Here is a 22,137-nt window from a genome sequence, read left to right on the forward strand (position 1 = left end):
TGCGGTGGAGAAGGTCGAGGACAACCATGACGCGGATCACACGTCCCCGGCGCGGGGCGAATCACCCCCTTCACTACCTGTGTTACCCGTCACATCGCGTGCGGTATGTTCGGCCACGTCCCCGAGAACAACCCAGGAGCCGGCGCTGCCTTCGCACACATCCCCGCATAGATCCAGGACGAGCAGGTCCATGACCAGCTTCGTCGGGCGTCGACACGAGCTCGACGCTGCCCGCGCATGCCTGCAGCAGGCTCGGCTCGTCTCGCTGGTCGGCCCCGGAGGCGTAGGCAAGACCCGGCTCGCCGAGGAACTCGTCGAACGCACCGGGCGGGTCTTCCGCGACTCCTCTGCATGGATCGACCTGGCACCCGTACGCGATCCGGGTGCGGTCGCGGCTGCTGCAGCGTCGGCCCTGGGGGTGACCGATCAATCGAGCAAGCCGGTGGCCGACAAGCTCACCGACCAGCTGAGCGGCCGACACATGCTCATCGTCATCGACAATTGCGAACACCTGCTGTCGCCCGTCGTCGAATTGGTCGCCACCCTCCTCGCGGCTGCGCCGGAGATCCGGATCGTCACCACGAGCCGTGAACCACTACGCATCGCCGGCGAGCAGATCTACGACCTGCCCCCGCTCTCCCTCCCGGAGCAGTCGGAGCACTACCGGGCAGCCGACGTCGCCCACTACGAGGCGGTGTCGCTGCTCGTCGAGCGCGCCCGCAACACGGTGGCCGATTTCGAACTCACCGACGCCAATGTCGTTGCAGTGGTCCAACTGTGCCGCCGCCTCGATGGAATCCCCTTGGCTATCGAACTCGCCGCCGCGAAGCTGCGGTCACTCTCCCCCGCCCAGCTCGTCGAACGACTCGACCGCCGTTTCGCCCTGCTCACCGGCGGTGATCGGAGCGCACTGCCTCGTCAGCAGACTTTGCGTGCACTCGTCGATTGGAGCTACGAATTATGCTCCGGCCCAGAGCGTTCCCTGTGGGCACGGTTGTCGGTGTTCGCGGGCGGGTTCGATCTCGACGCCGGGGAGGCCGTGTGCGGGTTCGGCGATATCCCCTCGGGCGACGTCATAGACCTGCTGGACCGGCTGGTCGCGAAGTCCCTCGTGCTCGTGGACCGGTCGTCGGATCCGGTTCGCTACAACCAGCTCATGACGGTGCGAGAGTACGGAAGCGAACTGCTCGAGGCGGCCGGCGACACCGACGTCCTCTACCTCCGACACCGCGACCACTTCGCTGCTCTCGCGTCGCGGTCCGTCCGAGATTGGTGTGGCCCGGACCAGTCCGGCCTTCTGGCGCAGTTGCGAGGCGACCACGCCAACCTCATGGCCGCACTCGACTGGTCGCTTCGCACGCCCGGCGAGGTGCCCGTCGCAGCCGAGTTCGCAGTCGCGTTGCGCTATCACTGGATAGCGGGTGGCTACCTGTCGTACGGTCGGCGCCGCGTCGAGCATGTCCTGGAACATCTGACCGATCCGGTGCGTGAGCGCGGTGACGCACTGTGGGTCGCAGCGTGGATTGCACTGATTCAGGGCGACCGCGACGCCGCACACCGCTACCTGGACGAATGCTCCTCTCTCGCCACCGCCCTCGGCGATACTGCCCTCGGTGCGCACGCCGATCATTGGCTGGGACTACACGAACTGTTCAGTGGTCACACCGCGCAGTCGATCGAGCTCTACCGTGCGGCGATCAGGGTCCATCATGAGAACGGCGACCCCGCGTCGACGCTCACCGCCGAGTTCCAGCTCGCCATGGCGCAGTGTTACGAAGGTCTCCACGACGAGGCGCTGACGACCTGCACCCGAGTGTTCGAGCTGGCAGATCGATACGGGGAGAAGTGGAATCGCGCCTACGCGTTGTGGGTATCGGCCCTCGTGCACGTCCACCGGCGCGACACCGCAGCCGCGGTGGATGCCGCGCAGCAGGCTCTGCGGATCCAGCAGCATTACAAGGACAAGATCTGCACTGCGCTGTCCATCGAAGTCCTCGCGTGGGCCGCGGTCGCCGATACCGACGCCGAACTGGCGGCCCGCTTGTTCGGGGTCGCCGCAGTCGTGTGGACGCGACTGGGCACCACTGTGGCGGCGTTCGGCCCGCACACCGCCGACGATTCGCATGCCGCCCGCGACGCGGCCCGGACGGCCCTCGGCGACCACGTGTACGAAAGGCTTTCGTCTCCGCCGGACGACATGACAATCGATCAGGCCGTCTCGTTCGCCCTGGGTGAGCGCACCACCGCACCGAATCGAGCGGCCCAGGACACCTCGCCGTTGACCAAACGGGAGTTCGAGATCGCACGGCTCGTGGCCGACGGGATGAGCAATCGTGCCATCGCCGACAAACTCGTCATCTCTCCCCGCACAGTCGACGGGCACGTCGAACGGATCCTCGCAAAACTCGGCGTCACGTCCCGGACACGGATCGCGACGTGGGTGACGGCTCACGACGGCTGAGTCTCAGGTCGATCCACCACAGCACCGCGGCGCATCCGCCGAGAAGCGCCCCGAGGATGCACACGCCGGTCCATTCCGCGAGCGTCCATGCGAGCGCGCCGAGCGCTGAACCCGATGCCGCCCCCACGAAATAGGTGGTCATGTATACCGAGTTCAGACGCGACCTGGCGTCCGGGTCGAGTCCGTAGATGATGTTCTGGTTGGTGATATGGATGGCGTTGAGTGCGAGGTCGATGGCGAGCATGCCCACCACGAACCACCACAGCGACGACCCACCCGCGGCGAGCGCACCCCACGACGCAATGAGCACGACGACACCGACCGCCGTGGTGGTCGGCCCGTAGCCGCGGTCGGCCAGGCGTCCCGCGGTGTTCGCCGCGAGTGCCCCGGCTACGCCGGCCAGGCCGACGAGTCCGATCTCCAGTTCGCCGAGTCCATGCGGAGGCGCCGACAGCAGGAACGCCATGGTCGAGAACAACACGCTGACCGACGCATACGAGATCGCCCCGAGCAGTCCCCTCGTGCGGAGGCGCGGATACGTCCGCACGAGGGTGGCGAGCGAACGGAGGATTGCGCCGTAGCTCTGCTGTCCGGCGGTGGGTGTGCTCGCTGGTAATACCCGCCACAGTGCGATGGCCACGATCACCATCGCGCCCGCCGACACTCGATACACGGTGCTCCAGCCGCCGAATTCGGCGAGGATCCCCGCGATGCTGCGGGCCAGCAGGATGCCGACGAGAAGACCGCTCATCACGGTGCCCACTGCTCTACCTCGCCGTTCCGGTGCCGCGAGGGTCGCCGCGAACGGCACGAGTACCTGCGCCGCGACCGAGAACAACCCGGCGATCGCCGTGCCCGCCATGAGTACACCGATGTTCGGAGCGAAACCGCTGATCGCCTGCCCGGCCGCGGCCGCGAACATGAGGGTGACCGCCAGGCGCCGCTGCGGAAGCATGTCTCCGAGCGGCACGAGGAACATCAATCCCAGTGCATAGGAGACCTGCGCGATCGTGACGGTCGACGCCGCCGCCGAATGGGTTGTGCCGAGGGCCTCGGTGATCGACTCGAGCAGGGGCTGATTGAAATAGTTACCGCCCGCGCACAGCCCGGTCGCGACCGCCATCAGCAGAAGGGCGGGCGACGCGAGGGTGGGACGGGCCGGCATGGTTCCCAACATTGCCGTGTCCGGACGGTCTGTCCAACCGGGCCTCGCCGCTCCGTGGCGTGGTCGTGCGCCGGCGAGGCGTCAGGCCACCGGCTCGGCGACCTGCCACTCATGGAGGGGTAGGAGGATGCCCCCCATAGCCGCCGGCCAGGTCGGCGATGATTCCGCTGTACCGCGACGACGCCGCTGCCGACGACGCATCCGGGTCCTGCCCGAGCGCAGGTATGGAGACGGCCGCTGGCGACGCTCGTGCGTAGATTGATGGGGTGAGTGTGGGTTCAGCGATACGTGTGACAGCGCAGCCCTCCCCGGCGTTGCGCGGGTACGTCGTGTCGTATGACGGTTTCGAGCAGCACGGGTTTCCACCTGGCATTCACCGGGGAGCACCGGGGCGCTATCTCACGCTTGTCGTCTCACTGTCCGAGCCGATCCAAGTCGTTCCGGTCGAGGGATGCACGGTTCGCGACGGGCGGTTCGATGCCCTTGTAGGTGGCCTGACTTCGAAAGCCGTCGCGATCGGGCACGACGGTCGTCAACACGGCGTCAAGGTGTCGCTGACTCCAATGGGAGCCCGAGCCGTCTACGGGATGCCCGCGGCCGCCCTCGCGAACGACGTGGTCGACCTCGGCCGCATCCTCGGCGGACTCGGTCGTGAACTCACCGAGCGGAGCCGCGAGGCTCGCTCGTGGCGTGAGCGGTTCGCCGCCGTCGATGACGTCCTCTTGGCGGCGGTGCGCGGTCACGACACGAGCCCAGCGGCACGTGCTCCCATCCGGCCCGAGGTCCGCGAGGCATGGCGGCGACTGTCGAGCTCCCGCGGCGCAGTCCAGATCGGATCGTTGGCAGCCGAACTCGGATGGAGTCGACGCCACCTGACCAGGCAGTTCCACAGCGAGATCGGCCTGACACCCAAAGAAGCCGCACGTGTTCTGCGCTTCGAGCACGCCTACGTCCTCGCCACGGCAGGTACCCCACCCGCATGGTCCACAATCGCTTCGGCGACCGGATTCGCCGACCAAGCCCACCTCGTCCGGGATTGGCGCGACTTCACTGGCCTCACCCCGACCGCCTGGCGCGGCAGCGAACTACTCGCTCACTAGCGCCGTCAACGGTCAGCGGCCCCGGTGCTCGGTGCCGAGCCCGGGAGTGATCGTGAGGATCCGAGCGTCGCCGTGCGCGTCGACCGCGTGCCATACGCCGGCAGGGTTGACGGTGGCCTGACCCGGACCGAGAGTCACCTGCTCGGTCCCATCGCCGATCTCACGTACGACGGTGATCGCGCCGCGGATACACACGATCACCTCCTCACCTGCCGGGTGCCGCTCCCAGTGGTTCCCTCGGCCCTGCTCGTCGATGAGGACGACGAGCCGGCCCTCGATGCCGTCGTCGGCGACCGCCGCCGCGTAGGCGTCGAGGGTCGCGGGTTCGAACGTGAACCCCTCGACCGGTCGGGATCGGCATCCGAGACCGAGGTGCACAGGGGTGGATAGCAGGTCTACGGCAACGCGGGAGTCTGTCAACTGAAGGTTCATGCACAACAGGGTGTCAACGAGGTCCCTGCCGGTCTTGAAGAAATGAGACCATCACGCTGTGCCGGGTTTGCTCGAACGGCCGACCGGTCACTGCTCGCCGACATGGCTTCGGAACGGCGTTCACTGAGATCCACAGAGAAAGTCCGTAAGCTTCGCCCGGACCGGGAGGGAGTGACGTGGAGACGAATGCACTGTGGAGTCGACGACGATTCCTGGGGGGTGTCGTCGCGACCGGCGCGGCACTGACCGGCGTGGCCTGGTCGTTCGCCGGTGAGGCTACCGCACAGCCGACACCGTCGAGCCCCTCCGTCCGCGACACGATCAACGGCATCCTCGCGTTCGTGGCGCCCGGCCACGACCCGTACTCGCAGCATCAGGGCGTGTCGACCGAGGCACCAGGCGGAGTCACACCGGGTGCCGCCGAGACTCTCGAACGCACCTTCGACCTCGCCGTCCCGATCCCCCTGATAGACATGCTCGGCATAGCTGTCACGGGCTCCGCTGCAATCGCCGCGCTGGTCGACCTGTTCGCGGTGACCGCCGAACCGGCATCCGTAGCGGGACCGTTCGCATCGCCATTCGCGAACCTGTCGCACGCCACCAAGGCGCACGTCTTCGAACTCCTCGACACCGAGCCGCAGTTCCCCGGTCGCCCCATCGAGTACGCGGTCAATGCCATTCCCACGCTCGCTGCGTTCGTCGCCTACTCGGAGGTCTCTGCATTCGATGGCGAACTCCGTGCCCTGACCGGCCGCCCGGTGGGCTGGGAGCTGACCGGATACGACGGCGTCAGCGACGGGTGGGACGAGTTCCAGGGCTACTACGGCGGCGTCGATCGAGCGGAGGGATGACGTTGACCGATGTCATCGTGATCGGTGCCGGTGGTGGCGGGCCGGTCGTCGCGAAGGAACTCGCCGCACGGGGTCTCGACGTGCTGGTTCTCGAGTCCGGGCCACGCTTCGACGACCCGGAGAACCAGTGGACGCACTTCGAGAACGACGCGAACAACCCGATCACCGGGTTCCTCCGCGAAGGCCCCGGCGACAGATCCGAGGGGCCGTGGCTGCGCGACCTACCGCAGAACTCGTTCGTGTGGCAGGTCTCCGGTGTCGGTGGCGCGACGCTCCACTACTTCGGTAACTCGCCCCGCGCGATGCCAGGCGTGTTCGAAGGATACGACGGCGCCGACCGCGACATGTACGACACCGAGCACCTGTTCCCGTTCGGATACGAGGAACTGCGCCGCTACTACGAGTGGGTCGAGGCGACACTGCCCGTGCAGACCGCGCCGATGGGCACGAAGGAACAGGTGTTCCTGCGAGGTGCCGCAGCGATGGGTCTCCCCCACCAGACGTCGCTCGATACCACCGGGCCTGCGCATCGCGCGCAGCAGAACGCGATCCTGCAACCCGGCGGCACGGCCGGGCGCACCCGCGACCCCGCCCTGCTCCATCACCCCCAGGCCCGCGGCTGCACGATGTGCGGGCACTGCTACCAGGGCTGCTATCTTCCGCTGGGCGCACCGCGAAATCTCAAGGCCCGCCGCTCCACCGACAACTCGTACGTGCCGATGATGCTCACCGCCGACGCGTGGTCACCGAACGGTAGACCTGTAACACTCATGACCGATGCCGGAGTCACGAAGATCCTCGTCCGCGAGATCTCCGGCGAGACGGTCGCGCACGGCGTGCGATTCCGGACGGCCGACGGCGAGGAGCACGAAGCGGAAGCGAAGGTCGTCGTGCTGGCCGCGGGCGCAATCGAGTCGCCGCGGCTGTGGCTCAACTCGGAGCTCCCCGACCCGGGCGACTGGGTCGGTCGCGGCCTGACCGACCACCACATGGACGCGGTGTTCGGTGTTTTCGACGAGTACACAGGCGAGACGCGCGGTGCCGGTTCCAATGCGCGCGTAGACATTCCGGGACACGGCGCGATCGAGCAAGTGGGAATGCCGCCCGCGCTGCTGGCGTACTCGCTGGGCTACAGCGACTCGGGTATCCATGGCTACGGCCGTGCAGGCGGCGTGGTCGATGCTGCGGGAGCCGACAGCCTCGGCCGGTTGGTCGGTCGCGATCTGCTGACCACCCTCTCCGACGCCGATCGGGTGCTGGGCGCACTCGTGATCACCGACGACGACGTCGAACCCGGAAACCGCGTGAGCGTGCCCGGTCTGCTGCCCTCCGACGAGCACGGCGTGGTGCCGCGCGTGACGGTGAAGCACCGCGCGAGATCCGACCGCACCCGACGCAACCGGGAGTACTGCACCCGCAAGGCGGTCGAGTTGATGCGAGCGGCGGGGGCGAAGTCTGTGCATCGCTGCGACTGGCCGCCGCTGATCCTGCACGCACAGTCGAGCATGAGAATGGGTGCGGACGAGAAGAATTCGATCCTGGATTCCTCCGCGGAAGCACGCTGGGTCAAGCGGCTCTACATCGCAGACAACTCGGCGCTCCCGAACAGCCTCGGTGGCCCCAACCCCACGCTGACCACACAGGCCCTCGCGACCCGCACCGCCGAGAAGATCGTAGAGACGTACTTCGGCGGCGTTGGATGGGTGGGCCGCGAGAACCCGGTCTCGTCGATCGACGATCGGGTCACGCATGCGGTGGTCTCGCGCGGGTTGTAGACCGGAAGGCGACCTTCCTCCGGAGCGTCATCGACGAGATGCGGCGAACAGCGCGAACCTCCCGTCGGGATCGACCCATTCGCGCCGGACGGTGAAGCCTGCCTCGTCGAGTTCTCTTCCGATGCCGTCGAGCCGGAACTTCGCAGAGATCTCCGTGCACATCTGTTCTCCCGCAGCGAAGCTCAGTTCGAGATCGAGTTCACGGACGTGCACCGTCATCGCCTCGGTCGCCTCGAGTCGCATCTCGATCCATTCGTTCTCCGCGTCCCACACGGCACGGTGCACGAACTTGTCGGGATCGAAATCGGCGTCGAGCCTGCGGTTCACCACGCGCAGTACATTGCGGTCGAATTCGGCCGTCACACCAGCGGCGTCGTCGTACGCCGGGATGAGGACATCGAGATCGACAACCAGGCCGGCGCCGAGCAGCAGCCATTCGTCGGTGTTCAGGATCGTCCCGAGGTGAGAAAGGAACTCGACGCGTTCCGCGGGCGCGAAGTTGCCGATCGTGCCGCCGAGGAACGCAACCATGCGGTGTCCGCCTGCAGGCAGGTGTTCGAGGGAACCGGTGAAATCGCTGACCACGCCGCGCACTGTGAGCTCCGGGTAGTCGACGGACAGACGACGCACCGCCGCGCTCAATGCGGGCTCGGACACGTCCTGCGGTACATACGTATGGATGTACGGTTTCAACGCGTCGAGCAGCACCCGGGTCTTCGCCGACGAGCCCGACCCCAGCTCCACCAGCATCTCAGGTTTCGCCGCCTCCGCGATATCCGCGGCATGCTCCTGCAGCAGCGCGAATTCGGTTCGGGTGGGGTAATATTCGGGCAGCAACGTGATCTGATCGAACAACTCGCTCCCCCGCTCGTCGTACAGCCAAGTCGGCGACAGACGTTTCGGGGTGGAGGTGAGGCCACTTCGCGCATCAGCACGCAGTGTCTCGTCCAATTCTTCGGGCGTGATGAACACGTCGATGGTCACGTAACGGATACCTCCAGGGGAGTGACGACGAGCTTGCCGGGGATTGCGTTGACGAGGTGCTTGTCGGCGACTTCCTGCCAGCGCGGGTCGTCGTCGAAACGTTCGGAGCTCACGATCGCGACGTTCTCGTCCACGAGCGTCCACAACGAGTGATACCACGCCGTCGCCCACATACCGCTCCCGTTGCACAGCAGCATGTTCAAACGTGATTCGGGCGCTCGCGCGATGACGTCGTGGACGAGTGAGATGAGCGCGGGTTCCGGTTCGGCCGAACGGAGTCGCGAACGCAACAGCATCCACAGCGCAGCGGAATCGGTGGGGGCTTCCAGTTCGAGCAGGTCTGACACCGGAAGATTCTCCGCGAGTTCGACCAGCGATCCGGGCCAGCCGCGCACCACACCGTTGAGGCTGAAAGCCCAGCGCCCGTCCGAGAACGGTGCACTGGCACTACGTTCCACCGGCATCCCTTCCGTAGCGGACCGGAGAGCGATCATCACGGCTTCGGACCGGATGGTGGGCAGCCCTTCGGTCACGAACGGATCGGACCAGACCGGCAGGGACGAGCGGTATCGGCCGAGGACACCGACGTCCGACCACCAGGCGACGCCGAAACCGTCGGCGTTGACAGTGCCTCCGCCACGCATGTCGGTGGGCGCCCACGATTGCCGCATGAGGGAATTCGGGCCGTCGGTGAGCAAGGACTCAACCGACTCGACCGGGCCGAGATATCCCAGGTGCCTACACATCAGGGGCCTCGGCCGACTCCGGCACATCATGTGCGAGGCGCAGTCCGGCGAAGATCTGTCGGCGGATCGGGTGGTCCCAGTTCCGGAACGTTCCGCGGCACGCAACCTGATCGGTCCCGAAGGACCCACCGCGGAGCACACGGAAGTCGCCGCCGAAGAACACTTCCGAGTACTCCCGGTACGGGAAGGCACGAAAGCCCGGGTACGGGTCGAAACCCGATGATGTCCATTCCCACACGTCACCGATCAGCTGATGCACGCCGAGCGGAGACGCCCCTTCCGGGTAGGCACCCACCACTGCGGGACCCAGGTGTCGCTGGCCGAGATTGGCGTGTTCCGGACCGGGGTCGTCGTCCCCCCACGGGTACCGCCGACTGCGTCCCGTCTCCGGATCCCACCGCGCGGCCTTCTCCCATTCCGCCTCGGTGGGAAGACGCGCGCCCGCCCAGCGCGCGAAGGCATCGGCCTCGTGGAAACACACGTGCACGACGGGCTCGTCGGGATGCACAGGCACTCCCCGTCCGAAACTTCGTCGCCACCAACGCCCGTCGACATCGCGGTTCCAGAACTGAGGCGCCTCGAGGCCCACGTCGCAGCGGTGCGCCCACCCCTCGTCGCTCCACAGATCGCTGCGCCGATATCCGCCGTCGTCGATGAATCGGGCGAAGTGCCGGTTGGTCACGGGCAGGGTGTCGAGCGCAAAGGCGGGCACGTACACCCGGTGCACGGGCTTCTCGTTGTCGAGCGCCCACGGGTCGTCCGTGGTGCCCATCTCGAACTCCCCCGCCGGGATCAACACCCGCTCGCGCTCCGGGGGTGTCGCCTCACGGGGCGCCTCCGGGGCGTCGAGCAGCGGAGGTCCGGCACGCAACTGGTGGGTCGCGAGCATCGTCTCGTCGTGTTGTTGCTCGTGTTGGGCGATCATCGAGAAGACGAAACCGTCGCGGGTGAGTTCGTCGTCGAAGCTGTTGCTCTGCAGTACTTTCTGTGAAAGCGTACGCACCTGCGCCGCGTATCGGCGCGCGTCGTCCGGGCCGAGCAAAGGAAGCGCGGTCCGGCTCGCCCGAGGATGCAGGAACGCGTCGTAGAGTTCGTCGATCCCCTCATGCACCGAGCCGCGCCCCGCGACTTCACGCAGAAGCCAGCGTTCCTCCTGATTCGCGATGTGCGCGAGGTCCCAGACCAGAGGGCTCATCAGCGGCGAATGTTGCTGCGTCAGTTCGGAATCGTCGATATCTGTAAGCGCATGTGTCCGTGCACGAGCGCGTTCGAGATCACGTTCGAGACGGTCGCGCAGCATCCTCACCGTTCGGCCACCCCCGGCAACTGCCCGCGCATGCAGCGTGCCGCGGCGGCGTCGAGCGCCGTGGTGAACCTCATGTCCGGGGACGACTCCGCAGCCAGAGACAACAATCCCACTGCAGCGGCGCGTAATTCGACGGCGGCAAGCCCTTGCTGCGCAGCATCGGACCAGAGCTGACGGACAGGTTCGGCGATCGCCGATGCTTCCGCCATGACCTCCGGGCTCCTCAGTAGAGCTTCGATGGTCGCGATCGGCACCTGCCACAGGTCGCCCGGCTGTGCGTCCAGATACCGGACCTCGAGATGCCCGCACGGGCGCACCGGCGGGAACAATGTGGTCAGGTGATAGTCGAGGTCGGCGAAAGTAGGCCGGCGACCGAGCTCGTCGTCGAGGCTCCCGTTCAGCCACTCGGCGAACGAGGCACCGGGAGGTGCGTGCCACTCGGGGCCGGCCGATCGGACACACAGCAACGGGGCGTCGAGCGCCCAGGCCGGATACTTGTGCGGGTCGGCCACCATCGCGGTGCGCTCGGGATCGAGCGACAGCCAGGTACGCATCCGCTGCGACACCCACACGCCTTCCGGTGCGCCCCGCAGCGCGGGCGAACTCCCGAACGCGGCAATCAATGCGGGGCCGATCGCGTGGAGCAGCTCCCAGCGACGGGCGAGGTCGGCGTCGTCGGCTCCCGCATCGACACTGACCTGCACCGCGGCCGTGCTGTTCATCATCAGCCGCCCGAGGGGCCCGATTCGGTCGAACCGCAATTCCATCGCGGAGTATCGCGGCGTGCGAAGCAGGCGCTGGGGCGGCCGGATCTCGTCGGTCGCGCAGTCGAGCATCGACACCGCGCGGCGCGCAAGCAGCGATCGCAGCATCTTCGCGTCGGCAACCAGACGATCCACCGTCTGCCGAGCCGACGTACAGGGCACGCTCGCCAATTCCACCTGCCCGCCCGGCTCCAGACTGACCGCGCTGCCCGACGGGAGCGGGCGCGCCGACGACGACGGCGCAATGGCCTTCGGGGCGTGAGGTCCGAGTGCCTCGACGATCGACGCGAGCTCCGGCCGCGACGCGGTTCCGTCCGCACGGGCCGTCAGCCATTCGAGTTCCGCGCCGATCAGCCGCGGTGGGCCGAAGCGGAAGCTCACCCGACGTACGTACTCCTCGGCGGAGGCACGCGGACCGAGCTCCCTGTCGGCACGCGGCATCGCCGCGTCCATCGCCATCACCACTCGATCCACCCTCCTCTGTCGGTGGGCCAGGTCACTGAGCGAGCCTAACGCGCGCATCCCCGCAACGCCCGGAGAACGCTCCGGCGCCACACCGACCACACTAGATTCGGCCAGTAGATCGTGCCGACAGGAAATGGAGGCCCACTTCCATGCTCGATGTGCAACAGGCCCGCCGCGACACACCCGGCTGTTTCGAACGGGTGTTCCTCGACAGTGCGGGGTCCTCACTCCCTCCGACTCCGGTCGTCGACACCGTCGTTGCCCACCTACTACGCGAGGCCGAGGTCGGTGGATACGCGGCCGCCAACGAGCGACTCGGCGATCTGGCCGAAGTGAAGGCCTCCCTCGGACGGTTGTTCGGGGTCGACGCTACCTCCGTGGCGTTGTCCGACAGCGCGTCGCGGGCATGGACGTCCTTCTTCTACGCGGTGCCACTCGAACCGGGCGACCGCATCCTGCTCTCGCAGGCCGAGTACGCGGCCAACGCCGTCGCGGCACTGCAACGGGCCCGTGCCACAGGCGCGAGCGTCGAGGCGATTCCTTCCGACGACGCGGGACGCATCGACGTCGAGGCACTGCGCGAGCTGCTCGACGAGCGCGTCAAACTCGTCTCGGTGGTGCACGCACCGACCAACGGCGGTCTCGTCAACCCGGTCCGCGAGGTCGCCGACGCTGCGCATGCCGTGGGTGCGCTGGTGTTGCTCGACGCGTGCCAGTCGGTGGGGCAACTGCCCGTGAGCGTGCCCGAACTGGACGTCGATGCGCTCTCGGGCACCGGCCGCAAATGGGTGCGCGGCCCACGAGGCACCGGGTTCCTCTATGTGCGACCTCGGTTGATCCCCGACCTCGAGCCGGCGATGATCGATCTGCACAGCGCAACGTGGACGTCCCCCGACACGTACGAACTCGCACCCGACGCGTCGCGTTTCGAGATGTGGGAGACCGACGTCGCGGCCAGGCTGGGGCTCGGCTCGGCCATCGACTATCTGCTCGACCTCGGGATCGATGCCGTGGTGGAGGCCATCGGCTACCGCGCCGAACACACCCGCGACGGGCTCGAACGGATCCCGGGTGTCACTGTGCACGATCGCGGCGCGCCGCTCGACGGGCACGATCGCGGTGCCCCGCTCGACGGGCACGATCGCGGTGCCCCGCTCAGCGGGATCGTGTCGTTCACCGTCGACGGCGTCGAGCCGACTGCGGTGCGCGACGCGCTCGCCGCGCAGGCGATCACCGTCACCGTCAGCTCACGCAGCTCCACCCTCCTCGACATGTCACAGCGGAAACTCGATGCCGTGGTGCGTGCGTCACCGCACTATTTCGTCTCCCCTGCCGACGTCGATCGCTTCCTGGTCGCGGTGCGTTCACTCACATAGCGAGGCCCGTTCGCGTTGCGCATTCGGATCCGGTAAAGTATGCCGAGTTGTCTCGGCGAGGGTGAACCGCGTAATCGCTGGCTCACCGTGATCGACGCGGCTGCGGCTCCGTCAGGGCGTAGAAAATCGCTCCACTGCCGCGCGTGTCCGGTCCCGCATTCGTCGAGAAGACCGACCCCGTGAGAGTTCACTAGCGTAGGAGCCGTTGCACCATGTCCAACGAGAACCGTCTCGTAGCCGCTGTCCGCACCGAGTTCGGCAAGGGCGCCGCCCGCCGCACCCGTCGTGCCGGCCAGGTCCCCGCCGTCCTGTACGGCCACGGCACCGACCCCAAGCATCTGTCGCTTCCCGGCCTCGATTTCGCTGCCGTTCTGCGTAACCACGGCACCAACGCCATTCTGACCCTCGACATCGAGGGCACCGAGCAGCTCGCCCTCACCAAGTCGGTCACCACGCACCCGATCCGCCGTAACATCGAGCACGCCGACCTGCTCGTGGTGAAGAAGGGCGAGAAGGTCACCGTCGAGGTTCCCGTCGTCCTCACCGGCATCGCGGGCTCCGGTGCGCTGGTCGTCCACGAGGTCAGCACGATCAAGCTCGAGGCCGACGCTCTCAGCATCCCCGAGGAGATCTCGGTGTCGATCGAGAGCGCTCCCATCGGCACCCAGATCCTCGCCGGAGGCATCGAGCTTCCCGCGGGCTCGACCCTGCAGGACGATCCCGAGCTGCTGATCGTGAACATCGTCGAGGCCGCTGCTCAGGCGAACGCCGAAGACGCAGCAGCCGACGAGACCGAGGAAGCAGAAGAGGCCTGAGCCTGACCTGCTTGAATCTTTCGGGCACAGTGAAGTCTTTCGTGCGGCGCGTCATCCTTCGGGGTGGCGCGCCGCACGTGCGTTCTGCCGAGCAGAACCCAGCCACACATGATGCAGCCACACAAAGTTCGAGGGAGAACCTGCACGTGAGCGAGGACACCGCGCTCGTCGTGGGGCTGGGAAACCCAGGCCCCAAGTACGAGACCACTCGACACAACATCGGTTTCATGGTTGCCGATGTGCTGGCCGACCGCGTCGGCGGGAAGTTCAGCGCACACAAGAAGAGCAACGCCGAGATCGTGCAGGCCCGCCTCGACGGACGGCAGGTGATCGTCGCGAAGCCCCGCACGTACATGAACGTGTCGGGTGGTCCGGTCGCAGGCCTGGCCAAGTTCTTCTCGGTGTCGCCCGCGAACATCATCGTGATCCACGACGAACTCGACCTCGATTACGGCACGATCCGCCTCAAGCAGGGCGGCGGCGAGAACGGACACAACGGTCTGCGGTCCACGTCCTCGGCGCTGAGCACGAAGGACTACCTGCGAGTGAGGATGGGGATCGGCCGGCCGCCGGGGCGTCAGGATCCGGCGGACTTCGTACTGAAGCCCTTCTCCTCCACCGAGCGCAAGGACCTCGGGGTGTTCTGCGAAGAGGGCGCCGACGCCGTCGAACTCCTCCTGGAACTCGGCCTCGAGGGCGCCCAGAACCGCATCCACTGACCGGTATCAGTGGTGAAGCAGCGATGCCGATGTGCCGCGGCGCAGCTTGCCCGACGACGTCTTCGGGATGTTTCCCGGGCCGAGCACTGCAACCGTGCGGGGACGCGCCCCTACCTCCGCGCACACCGCGTGGACGACCTCGTGCTCGATACGGTGCACTTCGTCGAGGTCGTCGATGAGGTTGGTTTCGACCGCCACCGCGAACGATTCCCGCTTGTCACCCGCATCCAGCCGGATCGCGACGGCATTGCCCGGTCGCACCCCGGCCACACTGCACGCGGCCCGCTCGATATCGGTGGGATAGATGTTGCGTCCGCCCATGATGATGACGTCCTTGACTCGGCCGCACACGACGACAAGACCCTCTTCGGTGAAGTAGCCGACGTCGCCGGTGTCGAGCCAGCCTTCGCTGTCCTGCGCGGGTACCGGCCCGTCGACCGTGACGTATCCGTGTGTGACGGCCTTGCCGCGTAACTGGATGATTCCGACCCCGCGGGTGGGGAGTTCCTGCCCGTCGTGCCCCACGACCCGGCCTTCGAGTCCGGCGACGAGGTGCCCGAGCGTCGGCATGCGACGGGCATTCGAGTGGGCCGACGGCACGGCCATTCCGCCCGACTCGAGCAGATCCGGGTCGACGACATCGAGCACCTGTCCGTGACCGGGGTCGGGTACCGACACCGCCAGCGTCGTCTCCGCCATCCCGTAGACAGGGGCGAGGGCCGTGGGGTCGAGCCCGAACCGGGCTCCCGCCTCCGCGAGAGCGTTCATCGTGTCGGGGTCGACGGGTTCAGCGCCGTTCCACATCCATTTGACCGACGACAGATCCACCGCGCCGTCCTCGGCCCGAGCGAGCTTGCGCGCCAGGAGTGAATACGCGAAATTCGGTGCAGCCGTGACAGTCCCACGATATTTGGCGATGAGCTCCGCCCACAACATCGGCGACCGCAGGAAGTCGAGCGGAGTCACGGAGACGACCTCGCCACCCAGCTGCATGGGGACGCTGAGGAATCCGACCATTCCCATGTCGTGGAACAGCGGCAGCCAGCTGATCATGACGTCGTCGTCGAGCGAGAACTTGATGCGTTCGAACATCGCGTACGCGTTGACGTAGAAGTTCTCGTGCGTGATCTGCACGGCCTTCGGCGAACCGGTGGATCCGGACGTCAGCTGCTGCAGCACGACGTCGGACTCCGCGGTCTCGACCGGGTCGATCGCCCTGCCCGCGCGCAGTTCCGAGGTGGTGACGACCTCGATGCCGCGCTCCCGGAGGAGCGGCTCCGCGATGTCGAACGGAGCACCGAGCACCACGGTCTGCGCGCCGATCATGCGCAAGACGGTCTCGGTGTCGCGCGTCCATCCGTCGAGATCGGTGCGCGGAGTGGGCTGGTGCAGCATCGTGATGCTTGCACCGCGCATCCACACGCCCTGACAGATCGGGGCGATGTCGACGGGAAGTCCGGCCAGGATCGCGACCGCGTCGCCCCGTGCGACCCCACCGGCTGCAAGGCACCCTGCCATGCAGCGCGCCTGCTCATGGATCTGTGGCCAGGTCTGCCGACGCGGCGAGTCCGGCTCGCCGGTGATCAGACCTCGTGTGCTTTCGCGCCCCGTCGCATACATCTCATCAGTGAACCTGCTCACGAAACACTCCTCGTCCCGATACGGCCGAGCCTTCTGGTGGCGAAATCCCGGCCCCACGAATCAGAGTGACCTCGAATCGGGCAACCGGGGACCCTCTCCTGGGAAACGTGATCGAATCTCAGGGAAAACGACACCGAATCGCCTAGTAACATGGACGAGTTGCCTGCGATAGTCCCCCACCAGAAGTTTCGAGAGGTTTCCCGCGTTGAGTACCCCGCCCGCCTCCGCCAGCGAATCCACCAACGCAGCGAAGCCCGCTTCGTCGAACGAAGTCCGTTCCGAAGCGCTGCGGCGGCGGACGTTCGCTGTCATCTCCCATCCGGACGCCGGTAAGTCCACACTCACCGAGGCCCTCGCATTGCACGCGAAGGTCATCTCGGAGGCCGGCGCCGTCCACGGCAAGGCGGGCCGCAAATCCACCGTGTCCGACTGGATGGAAATGGAGAAGGCCCGCGGTATCTCGGTCAGCTCCACCGCGCTGCAGTTCAACTACGCGTCGTCCGAAGCACCGAAGTCCGTTGACGGTGTCGACACCGTCAACGTCATCAACCTCGTCGACACCCCTGGCCACTCCGACTTCTCCGAGGACACCTACCGGGTGCTCACTGCCGTCGACGCGGCCGTGATGCTCATCGACGCCGCGAAAGGCCTCGAGCCGCAGACGTTGAAGCTGTTCCAGGTGTGTCGCCACCGCGGCATCCCGGTCATCACAGTGATCAACAAGTGGGACCGCCCCGGTCAGACACCTCTCGAACTGCTCGACGAAATCGACGAACGGATCGGGCTCACCCCGACGCCCCTGTTCTGGCCGGTGGGCATCGCAGGCGACTTCCGCGGCCTGCTTCGGCGCGGTCTCGACGACCACGCGGGCGAAGCCGTCGAATACATCAAGTTCACGCGCACCGCGGGTGGCGCGAAGATCGCCCCCGAGGAGCACCTGACCCCCGAGGTCGCGCTCGAACGCGAGGGCGACACCTGGGCCGAGGCCGCCGAGGAATCGGAACTGCTGTCGGCGAGCGGACAGGATCACGACCAGGAGCTGTTCCTGGCGGGCCAGACGTCGCCGGTGATCTTCGCATCCGCGATGCTCAACTTCGGTGTCCGCCAGATCCTCGACACCCTCGTCGCGCTCGCCCCGCCGCCGCGGGCCCGCCTGGCCATCGACGACACACCCCGCGAGGTCGACGACCCGTTCAGTGCCGTGGTGTTCAAGGTGCAAGCCGGAATGGACACCGCCCACCGCGACCGCCTCGCCTTCATGCGTGTCGTCTCGGGTGTGTTCGAACGCGGCATGGTCGTCACCCACGCCCAGACCGGCAAACCGTTCGCGACGAAGTACGCACTGACCGTGTTCGGACGCGAACGCACCACCGTCGAGAACGCCTATCCGGGCGATGTGGTCGGTCTGGTCAACGCCACAGCCCTGGCCCCCGGCCACACGCTGTTCGTCGACAAGAAGGTCGAGTTCCCGCCCATTCCGTCGTTCGCACCCGAGCACTTCGCGATCCTGCGGGCCGAGAGCGCGTCGAAGTACAAGCAGTTCCGCAAGGCCGTCGACCAACTCGATTCCGAGGGCGTCGTACAGATCCTCCGCAACGACATCCGCGGCGATGCGTCGCCGGTGATGGCGGCGGTCGGCCCCATGCAGTTCGAGGTGGTCGCGGCACGAATGAAGGCCGAGTACAACGTCGACCCGAAGATCGAGCCGCTCGGATACGCGCTGGCGCGCCGCACCGATGCGGAGTCGACCACCGAACTCAACCGTCAGCGCGGCGTCGAGGTGTTCGAGCGGTCCGACGGTGTGTTGCTCGCACTCGTCAGCGACAAGTGGCGGCTGCAGTACATCCAGAAAGAGCTCCCCGACCTCACCCTCGAGCCCTTGGTCGCCGCGACGGATTGATCCGTCAACAGTAAATACCGGACATACGGGGTGACGCGGACACCCTCCTCCTGGTAATTTGCTGCCGTCGAGCACGCACGCTCGGGTGATTTCAGGAGCTTTCCAATGAACGACGATGCATCGTCCGTGCCGTCGGGAGAACTGCCGAAGGGCGGGACGACCGAGACCAGCGCCACCGAAGCCGGGCAATCCCGGTCGGGTGGGCGGTCGAAGGCCCCGAAGCGGTCGGGCACCTTCGTCTACCCGCTGCCGAGCACGCCGCTCCCGAGCAGCACACCGATGACGGTACTCACCGCAGGTGACACACCGGGTGTGCACGCGATCGACCGCAACCCGGCCGGCGGGGTGGGCGCCGGAACCACGAACGAAGGGACGTCCTCGGTGACGAGCACCAGCACCAACGGCAGCACGACCAGTACCAACGGATCGAGCGCCGAGGTCTCCGGCATGGCCGGCACACCCGGCACCGCCTCGAAGTCCGGTGCGCCCGCACGCCGTAACTCGATGGGTGTCGCGTCGGTGCGGATCGCTGCGCGTCTGGCCCACGGCGAGCTCGGCTCACGGTCGTCCCACGGAATCGACCCGACGATCGACACCGACGAACTGCTGCAGCTTCTCGGTGAGTATCTGGTGGCAGGCGGTCTCGAGAAGCCCGAGATCCACGCGACGCTCGGTGGTCAGCCGATCGTGGTGGATCTGCAATCACCGCACCGCTTCACTCGCTGATCCACTCTGGGCCCCTGCACCGCTCAGGGCCGCTGCACCGCTCAGTCGAACAATGCGGCGATGGTCTTCGGATCGACCTCCTCGACCCGCGAGGGCGTCCAGCGCGGTGAGCGGTCCTTGTCGACCAGCGCTGCGCGCACACCTTCCGCAAAATCCGGGACCGCGCTGATACGCACGGCCACCCCGAGTTCGCGAGCGAGGCATTCTTCGAGGGTGCTCTCGGCACCGCGCCGCATCAGTTCGACCGTGGCACACACACTGGTCGGCGACAGGGCGCGCACCGCCGCGAGCGTCCGCGCGGCCCATTCGGCATCGATACGGGGGTCGGTATCGGTGAGCCGACCCAGCATGTCGTCGATCGTTCCGTCTCCGAAGACGGTCTCGATGTCGGCGAAGCGCTGTTCGAGCTCGGATGCCGGTGCGGGCACGACGAACTCGTCGAGGGCGGCCTGCCACAAGCCCGCGCGGATGCGTTCGGCAAGATCGTCGACGCGATCGCTGGGAACGAAATGGGTCGCGAGGCCCACTGCGAGCGCATCGCCTGCCCCGATCCGAGCTCCCGTCACAGCCAGGTACATCCCGACCGCGTCGTAGCGCACGGCGGTACCTCTGAGACGGGGAAGAAAGTGACTCGATCCGACGTCCGGGATGAAACCGATCGCGGTTTCGGGCATCGCGAACGATGCTTTCTCCGTCACGACCCGCACCGCGCCGTGCACCGAGATTCCGAGTCCGCCGCCCAAGGTGACGCCGTCGAGAAGCGCGAGATACGGCTTCGGGTAGGTGGCCACGAGCTGGTCGAGTCGATACTCGGCGGCAAAGGATTCGCGCACTGTGTCGAAGTCGCCGGCCAGCACCGATTCGCGGGCAGGCTTGATGTCGCCACCCGCGCAGAAGGCCCGGTCGGAGCGGCTCGTGACCAGCACCGCCGTGACGGTGGGGTCGTCGCGCCACTGCAGCAAGGCAGCGTGCATGTCTCGGATCATCGACCCATCGAGCGCATTGAGCGCTTCGGGCCGGTCGAGCTGCACCTCGCCGACCCCGTTGGCGACGTGTGTGCGGATGAACGACTCTTTCACGGGCCGGAGCCTACCGGTCGCGCACGACAAGCGTGACCTGTGCACGCAGGTCGACGGATTCTACGGCTCGCCGGTCGCCGGACTCCCGGTGAGCGGACCGACAAGCATCCACCGATGCCCGAACGGGTCGATCAATGTGGCATTCCGGTGACCGTGATTCTCCGAGATCCACCGTTCGACCCTCCCGCCGGCGGCGCGGGCACGTTCGAGGACGGTGTCGGTGTCGGCGACCGGAAGCATCAGGCTCACGGACGTCGCTCCTCCGGCCGGTGCGGTCAGGCCCATCTCCGGGAACTCCTCCGCGAGATACACCATGCCCGTCGGGAAGCCCAGTTCGGCGTGGCCGAGCCTGCCGTCATCCATGAAGATCGGCTCGCCCTGCAGCGTTGCACCGAACGCGCTTGCATACCAGTCGATTGCGTCGCGGCCGTGCCCCACCGTGAGATACGGGATCGCGCCGGCCGGAGGAAACACCGTGTCGTCGGGGGTCACCATGGGCACCTCTCCTTTCGGACGTCTCACCATCTCATGCGATTCAGGACGCGCGCGGAGGCTGCTGGAGCATTGCCCATCGGTTGCTACTCAGCCGGAACGAGGGCATGTCCGCGAGGGATACGACCGTCTCCCAGTTTCGTTCGTATCCGGTGTGCGCGATCCGCCAGGCACCGTCGTCGCAGCGGACGTACCGATCGTGGTAGTACGCCGACCCACGCAGGATCATGCCGTCTTCCGGAACGATGACGGTGTCGGCGAGCAGCCATGTTCCCGTTGCTGTTCGGCCGCTCTCGTCGATCCGGATCTCGGGGTGACTGCAGTGGTGTTCTGTGACCATGTGGAGGCCGAGTGTGTTCTCGAGGAAGTTGATGAAGACGTCGCGGGATTCGAAACTGAGATGTTCGCCGTATACCGCAGTGGCCTCGGGTACGAGGGTGTCGGTGAGTTCTTCCCAGTTCTTCGTATCCAGAGTTCTCGCGTAGCGATACTTGACCTGCGCAATCTGCTCCATTGCCTCCAGATCCATCGCTGATCTCCCATCACCGTGTACCTGTTGCAAGGCTATCCCGGATCACGGCCGGACGATGTCCGAATGAAAGACCCGCCGGTCAGCTCTATTACAGTTCGATTACGCTCTGGCTCTTGTGTTTCGGATCGGACACCGTCCCGGCACCGTGCAGCGCTCCGACGACCACCTCGACGATGCGGTCCGCGTACGCGTCGTCGTCGCTCGGCGCGGGGTCGGAGAGCCCGAACAGTGCGTGACTGAGTACCGCCCCGGTCACGATCTCGAGCAGGAGGGTGACGGAGGTTCCGGGATCGAGTTCACCGCGTTCGACCGCACGATGCACGATGGTGCGCGCCGCGAGGATCCGACTGCGATTGAGCGTCCGGGTCAGATGGGCGAGCAACTCCGGATTGACTCGCGAGTCGAGCGCCACGCGCAGACTGACGAGGCCGGATGGCGTGCGGTACCCGTGCAGGAGTTGTCGCGCGAGTTCGGTCAGATCGGAACGCAGCGCGCCGGTATCGATCGGGACCGGCAGTGGGCTGCGGGCCTCGAGCGCCTGGACGAGAAGGTCGTCCTTGGTATCCCACCTCCGGTACAGCGCGGCCCGCCCTACACGGGCCCGGCGCCCCACGGCGTCGAGGGTGAAGCCGCGCCAACTGGTTTCGGCATACACCTCGAGCACGGCATCGAAGACTCGGTCCTCGAGGTCGGCGTCGCGTGGCCTACCGCGGCGACGAGGAGCGGGGGTATCGGTCACGCGATGAGTGTGCCAGACCACACCTCGATATACAGACTGAATCAGTCCGTATTACGCTCGGAACTGCCA

The 22,137-nt window shown here is 66.7% G+C and carries 20 protein-coding genes; 9 read left to right on the forward strand and 11 right to left on the reverse strand.

The window, feature by feature from the left end; all coding sequences use genetic code 11:
- The first annotated feature begins 190 nt into the window (after positions 1–190).
- A complete protein-coding gene (locus tag Q7514_RS19380) occupies positions 191–2,461 on the forward strand; it encodes an ATP-binding protein (RefSeq protein ID WP_330134902.1) in 2,271 nt (756 codons plus the stop codon).
- On the opposite strand, the gene Q7514_RS19385 is transcribed toward Q7514_RS19380, so the two are convergent.
- On the reverse strand, positions 2,412–3,638 hold the full coding sequence (locus Q7514_RS19385) for an MFS transporter (RefSeq protein WP_330134903.1): 1,227 nt from the start codon (positions 3,636–3,638) through the stop codon (positions 2,412–2,414). The two genes, Q7514_RS19380 and Q7514_RS19385, sit on opposite strands and share 50 nt — an antisense overlap.
- A gap of 254 nt (positions 3,639–3,892) precedes the next feature.
- Here Q7514_RS19385 and Q7514_RS19390 point away from each other — a divergent pair, with 254 nt between their 5' ends.
- The gene (locus Q7514_RS19390; RefSeq protein ID WP_330134904.1) at positions 3,893–4,726 is read left to right on the forward strand and encodes an AraC family transcriptional regulator; all 834 of its coding nucleotides are present in this window, start codon (positions 3,893–3,895) and stop codon (positions 4,724–4,726) included.
- Between the two features lie 12 nt (positions 4,727–4,738).
- Here the strand turns inward: Q7514_RS19390 and Q7514_RS19395 are convergent, their stop codons facing one another.
- Positions 4,739–5,158 carry a cupin domain-containing protein gene (locus Q7514_RS19395; protein WP_330134905.1) on the reverse strand — a complete coding sequence of 140 codons (420 nt, stop codon included), beginning with the start codon at positions 5,156–5,158 and terminating at the stop codon, positions 4,739–4,741.
- A gap of 176 nt (positions 5,159–5,334) precedes the next feature.
- Between Q7514_RS19395 and Q7514_RS19400 the strand changes: the two genes are divergently transcribed.
- Together Q7514_RS19400 and Q7514_RS19405 are read left to right on the forward strand one after the other, a co-directional pair.
- Positions 5,335–6,009 carry a hypothetical protein gene (locus tag Q7514_RS19400; RefSeq protein WP_330134906.1) on the forward strand — a complete coding sequence of 225 codons (675 nt, stop codon included), beginning with the start codon at positions 5,335–5,337 and terminating at the stop codon, positions 6,007–6,009.
- Between the two features lie 2 nt (positions 6,010–6,011).
- Positions 6,012–7,784: a GMC family oxidoreductase N-terminal domain-containing protein gene (locus tag Q7514_RS19405; protein ID WP_330135025.1), complete on the forward strand. Its 1,773-nt coding sequence runs from the start codon at positions 6,012–6,014 to the stop codon at positions 7,782–7,784.
- Between the two features lie 27 nt (positions 7,785–7,811).
- Here Q7514_RS19405 and egtD read toward each other — a convergent pair whose 3' ends face one another.
- The 4 genes from egtD to egtA are packed head-to-tail and all read right to left on the reverse strand — an operon-like array spanning position 7,812 to position 12,043.
- Positions 7,812–8,768, reverse strand: a complete 957-nt coding sequence (egtD, locus tag Q7514_RS19410; protein ID WP_330134907.1) for an L-histidine N(alpha)-methyltransferase — start codon at positions 8,766–8,768, stop codon at positions 7,812–7,814.
- Positions 8,765–9,514, reverse strand: a complete 750-nt coding sequence (gene egtC / locus Q7514_RS19415) for an ergothioneine biosynthesis protein EgtC (RefSeq protein ID WP_330134908.1) — start codon at positions 9,512–9,514, stop codon at positions 8,765–8,767. Before egtC ends, egtD begins: the two co-directional genes overlap by 4 nt.
- Positions 9,507–10,814, reverse strand: a complete 1,308-nt coding sequence (gene egtB / locus Q7514_RS19420) for an ergothioneine biosynthesis protein EgtB (RefSeq protein ID WP_330135026.1) — start codon at positions 10,812–10,814, stop codon at positions 9,507–9,509. Before egtB ends, egtC begins: the two co-directional genes overlap by 8 nt.
- A 2-nt stretch (positions 10,815–10,816) precedes the next feature.
- Positions 10,817–12,043: an ergothioneine biosynthesis glutamate--cysteine ligase EgtA gene (gene egtA, locus Q7514_RS19425; RefSeq protein WP_330135027.1), complete on the reverse strand. Its 1,227-nt coding sequence runs from the start codon at positions 12,041–12,043 to the stop codon at positions 10,817–10,819.
- 155 nt (positions 12,044–12,198) lie between these two features.
- Here egtA and Q7514_RS19430 point away from each other — a divergent pair, with 155 nt between their 5' ends.
- The 3 genes from Q7514_RS19430 (at position 12,199) to pth (ending at position 14,959) form a co-directional block, all read left to right on the forward strand.
- Positions 12,199–13,425, forward strand: a complete 1,227-nt coding sequence (locus tag Q7514_RS19430) for an aminotransferase class V-fold PLP-dependent enzyme (protein WP_330134909.1) — start codon at positions 12,199–12,201, stop codon at positions 13,423–13,425.
- 212 nt (positions 13,426–13,637) lie between these two features.
- Positions 13,638–14,240, forward strand: a complete 603-nt coding sequence (locus Q7514_RS19435) for a 50S ribosomal protein L25/general stress protein Ctc (protein ID WP_054715479.1) — start codon at positions 13,638–13,640, stop codon at positions 14,238–14,240.
- A gap of 146 nt (positions 14,241–14,386) precedes the next feature.
- Entirely contained in the window at positions 14,387–14,959 is a 573-nt protein-coding gene (gene pth, locus Q7514_RS19440) for an aminoacyl-tRNA hydrolase (protein WP_330134910.1), read from the forward strand.
- Between the two features lie 6 nt (positions 14,960–14,965).
- On the opposite strand, the gene Q7514_RS19445 is transcribed toward pth, so the two are convergent.
- Positions 14,966–16,600 carry a fatty acyl-AMP ligase gene (locus Q7514_RS19445; protein ID WP_330134911.1) on the reverse strand — a complete coding sequence of 545 codons (1,635 nt, stop codon included), beginning with the start codon at positions 16,598–16,600 and terminating at the stop codon, positions 14,966–14,968.
- Between the two features lie 205 nt (positions 16,601–16,805).
- Between Q7514_RS19445 and Q7514_RS19450 the strand changes: the two genes are divergently transcribed.
- Both Q7514_RS19450 and Q7514_RS19455 read left to right on the forward strand, forming a co-directional pair.
- Positions 16,806–18,500 carry a peptide chain release factor 3 gene (locus tag Q7514_RS19450; RefSeq protein WP_330134912.1) on the forward strand — a complete coding sequence of 565 codons (1,695 nt, stop codon included), beginning with the start codon at positions 16,806–16,808 and terminating at the stop codon, positions 18,498–18,500.
- A gap of 105 nt (positions 18,501–18,605) precedes the next feature.
- Positions 18,606–19,226, forward strand: a complete 621-nt coding sequence (locus tag Q7514_RS19455) for a hypothetical protein (protein ID WP_330134913.1) — start codon at positions 18,606–18,608, stop codon at positions 19,224–19,226.
- Between the two features lie 41 nt (positions 19,227–19,267).
- Here the strand turns inward: Q7514_RS19455 and Q7514_RS19460 are convergent, their stop codons facing one another.
- The 4 genes from Q7514_RS19460 to Q7514_RS19475 form a co-directional block, all read right to left on the reverse strand.
- The gene (locus Q7514_RS19460; protein ID WP_330134914.1) at positions 19,268–20,305 is read right to left on the reverse strand and encodes an enoyl-CoA hydratase/isomerase family protein; all 1,038 of its coding nucleotides are present in this window, start codon (positions 20,303–20,305) and stop codon (positions 19,268–19,270) included.
- Positions 20,306–20,365: 60 nt separating this feature from the next.
- Entirely contained in the window at positions 20,366–20,800 is a 435-nt protein-coding gene (locus Q7514_RS19465) for a VOC family protein (protein ID WP_330134915.1), read from the reverse strand.
- Positions 20,801–20,840: 40 nt separating this feature from the next.
- Positions 20,841–21,326: a nuclear transport factor 2 family protein gene (locus Q7514_RS19470; protein ID WP_054715495.1), complete on the reverse strand. Its 486-nt coding sequence runs from the start codon at positions 21,324–21,326 to the stop codon at positions 20,841–20,843.
- Positions 21,327–21,417: 91 nt separating this feature from the next.
- Positions 21,418–22,068 carry a TetR/AcrR family transcriptional regulator gene (locus Q7514_RS19475; RefSeq protein WP_330134916.1) on the reverse strand — a complete coding sequence of 217 codons (651 nt, stop codon included), beginning with the start codon at positions 22,066–22,068 and terminating at the stop codon, positions 21,418–21,420.
- Positions 22,069–22,137 lie beyond the last annotated feature (69 nt).

This window comes from Rhodococcus artemisiae (genome assembly GCF_036327795.1).
Lineage (GTDB): Bacteria > Actinomycetota > Actinomycetes > Mycobacteriales > Mycobacteriaceae > Rhodococcus > Rhodococcus artemisiae.